This is a genomic window from Sphingobacterium tabacisoli, from assembly GCF_017908035.1.
Taxonomy (GTDB): domain Bacteria; phylum Bacteroidota; class Bacteroidia; order Sphingobacteriales; family Sphingobacteriaceae; genus Sphingobacterium; species Sphingobacterium tabacisoli.
Genome location: NZ_JAEQMU010000006.1, coordinates 85,697 through 98,654 on the forward strand (window position 1 = coordinate 85,697; position 12,958 = coordinate 98,654).

10 protein-coding genes are annotated in these 12,958 nt (G+C 41.1%); 1 reads left to right on the plus strand and 9 read right to left on the minus strand.

The features are described from left to right. Positions 1-4: 4 nt before the first annotated feature. The 6 genes from JKG64_RS19125 to JKG64_RS19150 all read right to left on the minus strand — a co-directional run bounded on the left by JKG64_RS19125 (position 5) and on the right by JKG64_RS19150 (position 7,030). Positions 5-1,147, minus strand: coding sequence for a FecR family protein (locus JKG64_RS19125; RefSeq protein ID WP_210355872.1), 1,143 nt, complete (start codon positions 1,145-1,147; stop codon positions 5-7). Positions 1,148-1,159: 12 nt separating this feature from the next. Continuing rightward, positions 1,160-2,197 (minus strand): TlpA disulfide reductase family protein, encoded by a 1,038-nt coding sequence (locus JKG64_RS19130; protein WP_210355873.1) that lies wholly within the window; start codon positions 2,195-2,197, stop codon positions 1,160-1,162. A gap of 123 nt (positions 2,198-2,320) precedes the next feature. Further along, complete coding sequence (locus JKG64_RS19135; protein ID WP_210355874.1) at positions 2,321-2,893, minus strand: RNA polymerase sigma factor; 573 nt, start codon at positions 2,891-2,893, stop codon at positions 2,321-2,323. 38 nt (positions 2,894-2,931) lie between these two features. Next, a complete protein-coding gene (locus JKG64_RS19140) occupies positions 2,932-4,359 on the minus strand; it encodes an L-serine ammonia-lyase (protein ID WP_210355875.1) in 1,428 nt (475 codons plus the stop codon). Between the two features lie 328 nt (positions 4,360-4,687). Then, on the minus strand, positions 4,688-6,391 hold the full coding sequence (locus JKG64_RS19145) for a glycoside hydrolase family 3 protein (RefSeq protein WP_210355876.1): 1,704 nt from the start codon (positions 6,389-6,391) through the stop codon (positions 4,688-4,690). Positions 6,392-6,487: 96 nt separating this feature from the next. Continuing rightward, entirely contained in the window at positions 6,488-7,030 is a 543-nt protein-coding gene (locus JKG64_RS19150; protein WP_210355877.1) for a TetR/AcrR family transcriptional regulator, read from the minus strand. A gap of 222 nt (positions 7,031-7,252) precedes the next feature. On the opposite strand from JKG64_RS19150, the gene JKG64_RS19155 reads away from it, so the two are divergent. Then, the gene (locus JKG64_RS19155; RefSeq protein WP_210355878.1) at positions 7,253-10,075 is read left to right on the plus strand and encodes an outer membrane beta-barrel protein; all 2,823 of its coding nucleotides are present in this window, start codon (positions 7,253-7,255) and stop codon (positions 10,073-10,075) included. Here the strand turns inward: JKG64_RS19155 and pncA are convergent. The 3 genes from pncA to JKG64_RS19170 form a co-directional block, all read right to left on the minus strand. Beyond that, positions 10,047-10,637, minus strand: a complete 591-nt coding sequence (gene pncA, locus JKG64_RS19160) for a bifunctional nicotinamidase/pyrazinamidase (protein ID WP_210355879.1) — start codon at positions 10,635-10,637, stop codon at positions 10,047-10,049. The genes JKG64_RS19155 and pncA overlap by 29 nt on opposite strands. 194 nt (positions 10,638-10,831) lie before the next feature. Beyond that, on the minus strand, positions 10,832-11,509 hold the full coding sequence (locus JKG64_RS19165) for a response regulator transcription factor (protein WP_210355880.1): 678 nt from the start codon (positions 11,507-11,509) through the stop codon (positions 10,832-10,834). Next, positions 11,506-12,900, minus strand: a complete 1,395-nt coding sequence (locus JKG64_RS19170) for a sensor histidine kinase (protein WP_210355881.1) — start codon at positions 12,898-12,900, stop codon at positions 11,506-11,508. Before JKG64_RS19170 ends, JKG64_RS19165 begins: the two co-directional genes overlap by 4 nt. Positions 12,901-12,958 lie beyond the last annotated feature (58 nt).

The window sequence follows — 12,958 nt, forward strand, 5'->3', positions numbered from 1 at the left end:
TAGATTATTTGTTAGTGTTAGCTTTGTTGATATATACTTTATTATTCTTTAAATAAAACTCTATAGGAGAAGTCTGAGCGACCAACTCCAAGAGTTCTTTTAAATCTTTATTCCTGTTAATTCCTCCAAACAGACGGTGACCTTCCAACCCACTGTCAACCGTTATCTCCACACCATACCAATTGGATAACTTTGTTGCCAGATCATATAGTGTCAACCCATTCAGATCAAAATACCCCTCCTTCCAGTCGATATACTTTTCAATATGATCCACGGTACGGACCTTTCCGTGTTGATAGAGTTGATTGGCCTTCAATTGAGTCGCATATTGAATATCTTTAGGACCACCGACGCTGGTCCCCTCATCTGCAATAGCTACATGGCCTTCCAACAAAGCGGTTATATGCTCATCCGTAAAGTTGGCATTAAATCGAGTTCCCAAGACTTTTATGCTCTGCTCATCTCCTCTCACATAGAATGGCTCTCGCTGTCCAGCATCTGTATTTACCTTAGCTACTTCGAAATAACCCTCCCCTTTCAGTTGTACCTCACGTTCCTTCCCCTTAAAATCTATCGGATAGACCAACTCGGAATTGGCATTCAACCATACCAAAGAACCGTCAGACAGTTTGACAAAGGCAATACCTCCGGATTTGGTCCGCAATGTATTGTAAACGACGGCATCTGTATCCCCTGCATGCGTAATATAATGCAATTCTCCGGTCGCCAACTTGGTAATCAAATATCCTTTTGCAGACAGCGTATCTCCTACACGTATGCTGTCTAAACTATATTCGGTATCATCCTCCAATACGACGATAGCGTTGGACGAGAGAGGGGCTTTAATTTCCTCTAATGCAAAAAACTGAACTTCTTCGCTTCGAAAAAAATTGAACTTTAACATAGTCAACATCCCAACAAGCAAAACAGCAGCCGCAGCTCCCCACTTCCAATAGGAAAGCGATCTGACTTTGACACCATGGATACGACGATCTAACGATGTCAGTCTTTCCAAGAACTTTTCTCCAGATACCTCTCCTGCTCCTTCTCGTTGGTACTGATCAAACCATTGTTCGACCAATGCCTTTTCTCGCGAAGAACACTTTCCTTCTGCGTATCTTTTCAGAATATCATTATCTATCTTCATCCAGTTGGCAATCTACTTTTTCAATATATTCTCTAAAAATTGGAGCAGCTCTTCTCCTCTTAGATTCTGTGCAATAATCTTGCCTGTGGGATCAATGAGGAAGTTGGAAGGCACAGCCCTTATTCCATATTGAATCGCTACTTTGTTTTTCCAGCCGTTTAAATCGGAAACGTGCTCCCAGCTTAAGCCATCCTGCTCAATAGCAGCCAACCAATTTTCCTTTTTATTATCCAGCGAAACACCCAATATTTCGAAATTATTGGCGTTAAATCGATTGTAAGCTTTCACGAGCGTAGGATTCTCGTTACGACAGGGTACACACCAAGACGCCCAAAAATCAATCAATACGTATTTGCCTCTATAATCGGCCAGACTTATGGATCTACCGTCCGGTGTTTCTTGGCTGAAGTTCTCCGCTGTAACGCCGGGCATTATTTTAAAAGTCTCCACGAGGTGCCTTAATTTTGTTCCTACATTGGAATGCTGCAGATCTGCTCCCAGTAGATTATACAGACCAATTGCTTCGTCATAATTCTTACTATGGCCTACATACTCTTTAAACTTGTACAAACTATACACATCATCTGGATGTTCCGCGATAAATTCCTTCAGCAGCAGATAGGCATTATGTTTTCCCCTCTCCTTCTTTAATTTTTCAAAAGCACGCTCCGATTCCAAACCAGAATTAGCACCCAGTATTTGGTTTTTGCCGTCTTCAAAAGAAATAAGCGTTTCTCCTTTGAATAAGGTAAACCATATATTCTTTTTATCAGCCCATCTTTGCGAGGCTGTATTAAAATCAGAGCCAAACAATACGCCTCCATAGCACGGCCCTTCTATCTGCCCATGAAATGAAAACTTACCATTAGTTACTGTAGTAGAGTCAATCATCTGATTGTCTCCGTCAAAGGCATAATACATCAAGTAAACTTTCTCGTCTCCCGATTTACCTACTCCATTTATGGTGAAAGGCGCAAAAACCTGCCCTTGAGAATAAAAAAACAGCGAGCAAAATACAGCTGGGAGTAGAAATCGACAAAGTTGAATCATTGTAAACGGTTTTTTTCATTTGATTAGTTTTAGAGGTTTTTACCAAACGCTCTATATACTATAACGGGATAGCGAAAAGATTGTCCCGAAAAAAGAAAATATTTTTTTGTCGTTGGAGGACGACTATCTGGCTGTCAACAGTAAAATAAGCAGGAACGGCAATTTATCTTTTAGATACTTTAGAATAATAGAGTATTGGTTTCGAACAGTTTTTTCGGACAGTCCTAGTTTTTTTGCAATTTCGGGGTTACTATACCCTTCTATACGCAATTTGAATATCTCCAAGTACTGCGGATTGAAATGCTGTAACAACAATTGGATCCCTTCGAGAAAGAGTGCTTCTCTTAACTTGTCGTCTGCCCTATCCATGGAATAGGTTTCGGCAAATGTACTCAATGCATCCAGATATTTCTGTGCACTGGCGTCTCTGGCCATGTGATCAATAATTATATGTCGCAGCGATTTAAAAAGATAACCGGCAAACTTTTCACTGATTTCGATCTCGTTACGATTGTTCCAGATGCGAATAAAAACATCATGAACGAGATCTTCGGCAATCTCTAGAGGCACGCGCTTTGCTGCATACATCAACATCGCAGCCTTGTAGCGTTCATATATAACATGAAAAGCTGCACGCTTGTCTTCCAACATTAAAGCGTACAGCTCTTCATCCAATAAATGCTCCAGGTTAGACATATAATTGTATCAATGGAGCAAATATAGTTTTTTTTATATTAACACTCCGGTAAGCTCAACGGTACTTTTACCGCCAAACCACCATCGGCTGTTTCTTTGTATTTGACATTCATATCCTGAGCAGTCTCCCACATTGCAGACACTACCGCATCTAGACTAACTTTTGCTTTATCGGGGTTGGATTGTAACGCCAATTGAGCTGCTGTAATAGCTTTAATCGCCCCCATGGTATTACGTTCGATGCATGGTATCTGTACCAATCCGCCGATCGGATCGCAGGTAAGTCCCAAATGATGCTCCATAGCGATTTCTGCGGCCATCAATACCTGACGTTGCGAACCACCCAGACATTCGGTCAATGCGCCTGCAGCCATTGCTGATGACACTCCAATCTCCGCCTGACAGCCTCCCATTGCCGCTGAAATCGTCGCATTTTTCTTAAAAATAGAACCGATCTCTGAAGCTGCAGCGATAAACTGTATGACCTTGTCGTCATCATAAGCATCGTGAAAAGTAATGTAGTATTGAAGTACGGCTGGTATAACTCCTGCTGCTCCATTGGTAGGCGCCGTGACAACACGTCCAAAGGATGCATTTTCTTCGTTCACAGCAAGTGCAAAACAACTCACGCAGTCTAAGATATAACCAAAATCCTTTCCGCCCTGACGGATAGCATCAATCCAGGTGTCATAGTCTGTGTACTCGCGTCCCTTCAGCATGCGCTTGTTCATCTTAGCGGCACGACGTTCGACATGTAGCCCTCCTGGCAATACGCCATCGGTATGACAACCTTTATAGATACATTCTTTTATGGTCTGGAAAATACGTAAAATTCCGGTTTTGGTTTCTGACTCCGGGCGCCATGCACATTCGTTTTCTAATACAATTTCAGATATTTTCAATCCTGTGCGCATACAGGCACTCATCAATTGTTGTGCAGAGTCAACCGGAAAAGCGAGATCGACTTCGGAAAGTACCGTCTCGGAATCATTTTCCTGCACTACAAAACCGCCACCAATAGAGTAATAAGTTTCTGAAATCGCTTTCCCATCGGTCAAAAATGCCTGGAAAGTAACGGCATTAGGGTGAAAAGGTAAACTCTGGTCAAATAAGAACAGAAGCTGTTCTTCGTAACTAAAATCGATCTCCTGATTTCCGCCCAGAATAAGCTTATTGGTAGTTTTTATATTCTCCACTTTTGGCATCACTTGTGATACATCAAAAGTCACAGGATCATCTCCACTAAGTCCTAGTAAAACAGCAATATCTGTTCCGTGACCTACTCCTGTTTTGGCCAAGGAACCATACAGTAGAATATTGATCTGCTGTACCTTCTCGAAAACGGCTGTATCTACAAGTTTCTGCACAAAACGCTGCGCTGCTCTCCAAGGCCCCAAAGTATGCGAACTAGAAGGTCCGATACCTATTTTAAACATATCAAATACAGAAATTTGCTCTTGTGCCATTACGATAACTTAAGTCTATTTTATAAATCAGGTTCAAAGTTATCATTAATATGAATGAAATAAAAAGAAGCATTCACAAAAGAAGAAAATGTTTACATTATGATGCTTTTAGGTGTGCCCTTTGGGAATTCTTTCGGTAGGGAGGTAAGTTATCATGTTAACGAGTGATTGTGCTAACAAGTTATCGTGTTAACAAGTTATCGAGTTATGGGAATTATGCAGTGATGGAGTTAGGAAGTTAGATTAGGTTAGAGGATAAAAGAAGAAAACCGTAAAACTGTCTTTCTTTTTGACAATTTTACGGTTTCACTCCTTACTACTTTACGAATTATACTCCTTTTCCGTAGGAGAATTCCTTGTTAATAGTCACAGGTAATTTACCCGTTGCTTTAATCTGTTTCAATACCACTTTCAATGCAGCACGTTGCATGAAATCATCATTCTGATAAGCTACAACTATAGATGCACTGCGCGCTACATCAACAGAGTTGATCGCATAAGGATTAGTAAACATCACAGTAACAGTACGTCTTCCTGCAATCTTATCAATGAATTTTTTCACTGGAGCTTTCACATCTAACTCACTACGAGGACGAGAACGGTTATCATGTATAGCAAGTACGATTTGTTTGTGCTCTCTGATCACTTTCACTAAACTATCTAATTGCTCTTCCGTCTCATTACCTTTAATATAATAGTTTGTTCCCTGTGTTAACTGTAGACCTAACCCTTTTTCGAAATCCTGAGCTTGGTCTATACCGATACTGACCACAGCGGTTTCTTGCTTAGAATCAAAGGATTGAATGCGCTTGTTTGATTTCAACACCGTAATGGAAGCATCTGCCATTCTCTGAATCAAAGACTTAGTCGCTGGTCTGTTCAAATCTTCGATTAAGCCATTACGATTTGTAGGACGATAGTTGTTCAACCCTAACCAGTACTTAGCGGCCAATACACGTTTGACACGTGCATCAAGCTCAGCTTGTTTAATTCTTCCACTTTTGATTGCTTTTTCTACGAGATCAATAGCACGGCCACTATTCTCAGACACTTCCAATAAATCGTGCCCAGCTTCGATGGCCATTACATCGGCTTCTCCATTGGGGAAAAATTTCTTAACACCTTTCATATCCATTGCATCAGTCACAGCAAGGCCCTTAAACCCTAACTCGTTGCGAAGCAAATCTGTAACGACCTTACGGGAAATAGAAGATGGCATATTGGGAGTGTTATCTAAAGCTGGAATATTCATGTGTGCAACCATCACCGCTGGCGCCCCTTGCTTAATCAATTCTTTGAAAGGGTACATTTCTAACTCTTCTAATCTCTTCTTAGAGAAATTAAGTTGCGGCAGATCATGGTGCGAATCTACGTCTGTATCCCCATGCCCAGGAAAATGCTTCAACGAAGCTATAATCCCTCCGTCGACCATCCCATCCATATAAGCCTTGGATTTGCGCGTTACATTCTCTTTATTATCTCCGAATGAGCGGAAGTTAATAACGGGATTTTTAGGATTATTATTGATATCTACTACTGGAGCAAAGTTGAAATGCATTCCGATTCGTAAAAAATCTTTTGCGACTTCACGGCCCATATCATAGATAAGACTATTGTCCTGTATCGCTCCCAATGTCATCTGATAAGGAAAGGATTGTGTAGAATCTGGTAGACGCATACCTAACCCCCACTCGCCATCAAATGTCATCAACAGAGGTACTTTTGCAAGCTTTTGATACTGGTTAAACATATCAACATGACGTACCGGACCTCCCTGAAAAACGACCAATCCACCAAGTTGCTCTTTTTGGATCACGGTCGCCACAGAATCGATATATTTTTGTCCCAAATTGGTATGTGCACGTACCAAAAACAATTGTCCAATACGTTCTTTGGGGGTTAGACTATTAAAAACCGAGTCCACCCATTGGTGTTGCTGATTGATAAAAGGAACAAAGGCTGGTTTCTTCTGTGCGAATCCTACCATTGTCAAACCGCACAAAAATGCACTGGTTATAATTGACTTTAGCATATTATTTGTTTTATAATTAAGGCTCTAAAATAACACTTTTATATATAAATGCAGTATCATGCAAGAAAGTTTTTACAAATACGGCATAAAAACGCATCACACTAAATTGTATTTTTCTTCTAGCATCATTGCCAAATCTAATGAATTCGTAATATCACCACAAGCTTCTTTCTTCCATAACATATCGATAATAAGAAGCATGAACTGTGTTTCTAACTCGGGTTCTTTATAACCTAACTCTTCGAATGCGCGCTGTATAATAGGATGTACAGGCTTCATGAACTGCTCATGCTGTTGCCTAGAAAACGGTGTATGGGACAGCCGTTCTTGTAGCTTCCAAAACAAAGGTTCGTCGGCCACGAGTTTGCTTGGAAGAAATATCATTGTCTTTAAAAAGTCTTTTGCATTTTTATAGGTCATCATTCCCCTATGATGCTGTAACACCCTTCTGTATCCGGATTTTATCAAATGCGCCAATAGGGCATCCTTATTCCCGAAATGCTTAAAAATTAAAGCTTCGGACACCCCAGCCGCGGCTGCGATTTCTTTAGTAGAAGTAGCCGCATACCCGTTTTCTGCAAACAGGGTCAATGCTGTCTGCAAAATCTTCTCCTTTCTACTTAACGTGGTTTCCTTCATATAACAGTTTAGAACAGCACAAAGATATTGATTTTAGACCCAGAATACGATAGCAGGGTTTAACTCGAATGTCATTTTAAAACGGTTCGAAACAAAAAAAGAACATCTGCTATATGATGAGCAGGATTCAAATCAACTAATTCATTTAGCCTTAACATAATGTAACAGTAATTAACGAATAAAAAACTTAATATTGCCCCGAAAAGTATAAAGACCAAACCTGTGAGACCAAATATTTTAAAACACTTCTGTACGGCATTATTGCTGCTAGCAGGCTTACAGATGATGTTCGCACAGAATAGGCTATCTGGGAACATTGTGGACAAGACCACCTCCAAGCCTCTATCTGGTGTGACATTGCATATAGTAAATCTCAAAGACACTGCTACAATCAGGCTCTCTTCTAATGAAACTGGTTTGTTTTCACAGCAGAATCTTAAAAAGGGGGATTATACCATCAGCACCAACTTCATTGGTTTCAAATCCGAATCAAGGTCAATTTCTATTGACAGCAAACCTGTATATCTGTTCTTTCGGCTCGAACCTTCGGAAATCGCCATCGAAGAAGTGGAGATCGTTGCCTCTCCTGCCATTGTCTTAAAAGGTGACACCATGGAATTTGACGCTAAGAATTTTTCTACACGGGAGTATGCTGAAGCAGACGAATTGGTAGCTCAGATCCCTGGTGTAATGATCGATGAAGAGGGAAATGTGGAGGCACATGGAGAAAAAGTGACCCGTGTCATCGTGGATGGCAAGGAGTTCTTCAGTTCGGACCCGCGTATTGCCTTAAAAAATCTGCCTGCTGAGATCATAGCAAAGATCCAGCTGATTGATGAAAAGTCGGAACAATCCCGCTTTTCAGGGTTCGATGATGGCAAACGGAATAAAATCATCAACATCGTCACCAAGCCAGACAAACGACACGGTTATTTTGGTAAAATCAACGGCGGAAAGGGAGATGGGGATAAATTCGGCATCAATGTATCTTTAAATGCATTTGATGGCGACAAAAAGTACGCAATCAACCTTATGGCCAACAATATTAATGAAACTAATTTTGCAGAACAGGGCCGTGGCGGTAACCGTCGCGGAAATAACAACACGGAACGGGGACTTTCAGAAACCTACGCGGGTGCGCTAAACTTTACGAACACGTATCTCAATAAAAAAATGGAGGTTAGCGGGGATTATAATTTCAGGTCACTCTCTACATTAACAAATACGGTGTCGAATATAGAATACCTAAGTGAAAAACAAGCCAATCAATTCAGAACACAAGAACAGCTATCGGATGACTTGAACAAGGAGCATAAATTTAATGGTCGGGTAAAATGGAACTTAGATTCGACCAACCGAATTGACTTTTCTCCCAACCTAAGCTATACCGAAGTCCACAAATTGAACAGTTCTGATAGCCGAACGAACCGCAACCGCACGGAGCCAATCAACCACTCCATCCGGTCGGGCGACAGTAACAACAAAAGTTTCAATATCGGCGGTTCTCTCACCTATATGCATCGGTTCAACAAGAAGGGGCGATCGCTTTCGCTAAACGTAACAGCGAATAAAAGTACCAACGATGCACTGGCTCTCAATCTAGCTACCACATCGTACTACAAGAAATCAATGTCCGGCACCTTAGATGGTACCGAACCAGTATTGAGCCGCATTGACACGAACAACAACCGCAGCTTGACCGAAGGGTATGGATCGGGTATAAATAGCCGCCTATCCTTTACGGAGGCGCTATCTGCCCAAAGCCGATTACAGACAAACTACAGCTTTCGGAACACCTCGAACTATTCCAATCGAGAAACGTTTGAATTTTTGGCGGAGACAGGACAACTGGGAAAATTACGGGAACGCCTTTCCAATGAATTTAGAAATGATTACAACTACCACAGTGCTGGGCTATCGTATTCGTACAACAAAAAAGATGCGCTACGCATCCAAGCAGGCCTTAATTACCAACATGGTATCCGCACGAATAACCGTACTGTCCCAATAGACCTGAAAACCACGGCTGACTTCAGTAGCCTACTACCGGAATTCACGACGGCATATAAGTTTTCGAAGGATAGAAATATTGAATTCAACTATAACACCCAAACAAATACACCAAACATCAATCAACTCCAGGACTTTGTCAACAATAGTAATGAGCTGCGCATCACAAATGGTAACCCCGATCTAAACCAAGAATACGCACACACCTTACGCTTACAATATAAGGATGTGAATAAGCTATCGGGACGTACACTGACTACCAACGTGAACTTTGAGTACATCAACAATAAAATAACGAATGCTGTAATAACCACCAACCGAGACACTACTTTGATTTTTCAAGACACTTCGTTTTTACTAGGTGCCGGCGGACAATACACAACTCCCATCAATGTCAACGGTGCTTACAGCTTCAAGCTCAACAATAGCTATGGGCTCCCAATAAAGCCGTTAAAGATTAATCTACACACGAATACTAGGTTATTTTTTGACAATGACATCGCAGAGAATAACGGGGAACTGATTAATAGTACTTCTTATGGATTTGGACAGAGCATTGGATTCAACTCTAACTTTAGTAAGCAATATATCATAGGCCTGAGTTATAATATCAATGGAAGATACACGCATAATCCATTGGGCAGGCTACCAAAATATGAGGTATTCACACACCGGTTGAATAATAACATCACTGTGGAGCTTTTCAAGAAACTCGTGCTCTCGTCTCAATTCACCTATTTATTAAACGGTGGAATCATGGGAGCCCCCGGCATAGAGACCACGCTATGGAACGCTTCAATAGGTTACAAGCTTTTCAAACGTAGAAATGGGGAGCTTGGACTAAAAGGTTTCGACTTATTGAATAATGCACAGAATGTAAACAGACGGGTCAATGTCGACAATATTTCGGACGTGACATCGAATACCCTAAACCGTTATTTTTTACTATCCTTTACCTATAATCTACGTCAATTTGGCGGAAAGGCTATCGCTGAAAAAAAAGAATCTAGAAAAACAGCCCTCCCGCATGAATAAAAGTTTGCTTTTTATCCATGTATTCTTCTCTATTAATGGGCTTTGTCGCCTTGGATAAGATAACTGTTCTATACCCTAGACTAAGTGCGTCCATTGCGGTAAAATGTACACAGAAATCTGCTGCTAGTCCACATATATGGACTTCCGCAATACTACGATCCTGCAAATAGCCGTGGAGTCCGGCATTTTTACGCCGTCCATTGTCGTAAAACCCACTATAACTATCTATCAAAGGCTCTACTCCTTTCCGAAACACGGCTTCTACCCTAGTCTGATCAAGGCTATCGGCCAATTCGGCGCCTCTGGTTCCTTGGACACAGTGGTCCGGCCATAATACCTGCTCCAGACCATTGAGATTGATCTGATCAAAAATATTATGCTCCACATGTTGGGACGCAAAACTTTTATGGGCGATGGGGTGCCAATCCTGTGTTGCAACAACCAAGTCGTATTTGGACTGTAGACTGTTTACTGTTTCAATAATCTGGTCTCCATTTGGGACTTCAAGTGCTCCTCCTGGAAGGAAATCATTTTGAATATCAACGATTAACAATGCCTTCATCTGTATATCTATTTTACCGAAAGTGTCCACTATCTATAACCACTAAGAATATCCCCCCTCTTTCAGCACTATTCAACAAGTGGTTGTAGTTTTTCAAAAAAGTAACGTTACAGCAGACATCTCGAATCTCATTACCATTCTTCATGCCTTTGTATTGACCATAAAGCTAGATTCCACTGATTGACAGCATTAAGTTAATCAATATTCATGATATAGCCAATGCCTCTGACATTTGTAATCTTGATCCGTTCATCCTGTGCGAAGTACTTACGTATCCTACTGATAAACACATCGAGGCTACGTCCGGTGAAATAGGTATCATCTCCCCAATAGGCTTTGATGATATCTTCACGTGGAACGACATTATCTTTGTTCTCAAAGAGACGTCGAATAAGTTCGACCTCACGATAGGATAATTTCTCTTCTGCAGCCGCATGAGTCAACATGTTTTTATTGGTATCCAACACATAATCACCTATTTCATAGGATGCATGCACAGGCCTCTTGACCCGCCTAGAAAGTGCTTCGATACGAACAATCAACTCCTCTATCTTAAAGGGCTTGCGGATATAGTCATTTGCTCCCATATGAAAGCCTTTGACGACATCTTCCGTCTGCGTGAGCGCGGAGAGAAATAGTATAGGTACATGTGGATTGGTTTTGCGGATTTCGGCGGCTGCGGTGAAGCCATCCATCAATGGCATCATCACATCCAGTACAATGACATCCGCATTTTCCTTTTTAAAATAGTTCAGCGCTTCTTGTCCATTCTCGCGGTGTATGACATCAAAACCGTGATCTTCCAAACTATCAGCCACTATCAATGCTAAACTTTGTTCGTCCTCAACGTATAGTATCTTTACTTTGTTCATTGTTTTGGGATTGTTAGAATGAATACAGTTCCTTTTTCTAAAATACTGTCTACTTTTATCGTACCGCCATGCTGTTTAATTACCTGTTTGACATAGGCCAACCCTAGACCAAACCCTTTTACGGGATGTAAATTGCCATTGGGCACCCGAAAGAAAACCTCAAATATATCTTTAAAATAAATAGGATCTATCCCTAATCCATTATCTGCAATAGATAATATGATATTTCCATTCTCTTCTTTCAGCCCAACCTGTATTTTTACGGCATCGCCAGAGTATTTAATGGCGTTATCAAATAGATTACTGATTACGTTCTTGAGGTGAGCGGAATCTGCGACAATAGTCAGCTTGGGCAGTTCACCAATGAAATCGATACTGACATTTTTCTTTGCCCCTAACTGCGCAATTTCGACACCTTCTTCCAATAGCCTGACCAAGTCTACCTCATCTCTGCGTAAATTAACCCCAGTCACCTCGTCGATATCAAGCTGTAATACCTTTTCTATCATATTTGCCAGGTGCTCAAGCTCTCGGTGTGATATCCTCAGATATTGCTCCATTTTCTCCTTGTCATCTCGTGCTCCATAACGTTGGATCGACTCTACAGCGGCCATTACCGTCGCCACAGGAGTCTTTAGTTCATGCGTCATATTATTAACAAAGGATTTGCGCAGTAAAGCGAGTTTATTCTGTCGATTAATCGTCCATAACAGATAGATAAAAGCACCGATCAATGCGAATATCAAGAGAACAGATACCATTACCTGCACCGCCATTTTACCCAGAAGATAAAATACCGGTTGCTCAAAGCTCGCTATGAGATACTCATCTTCTGTAGGATTGACCAATATAGGACGGGTTAAGATGGTTCCATCGGCTTCAACTTTAACACGATATTTTCCCTGTCCTCGCCGCCCATCTTTCAGTGTCTTGATTGCTATTTGGACAGGTGTAGCTACACCTTTGGCATCTAGGCTCTCGGCTAACAGTTTATTAATCTCTGCTAAGGTATTATCATTGAAGGTAATATTCTGTAACATAAAGGAAGGCATGATTGCGGTAGGTTCACCTGCTTCCTTTTTTGCCTCTCTACGTTTAGTATATCTACGCATACGCTCCTGAGCAAGACTATCCCACAGCGTCTGTATTTTCTCTTCATCGATGTTGCTATACAAGGACTTGATCCGCGCTACAAACACAGCACCTTCCTTTGAGATCCCTTGATCTCGCTTATCGTTTATCATGTTTTGGTGGTCATCGTAATAGGTCTGTATTGCATTAAACAGACTTCTCTCGACCTCAGTGACTAAAATCTCCCGCTTATTGACATACCCACCATAAAGCCAAACACCTACGATTCCTCCGATCCCGACAAGGGATAGAACAATCATAACTACCAATATTTTATACTTTTTTAACATGATTAAAACAAATTTAAATTCTTAGATT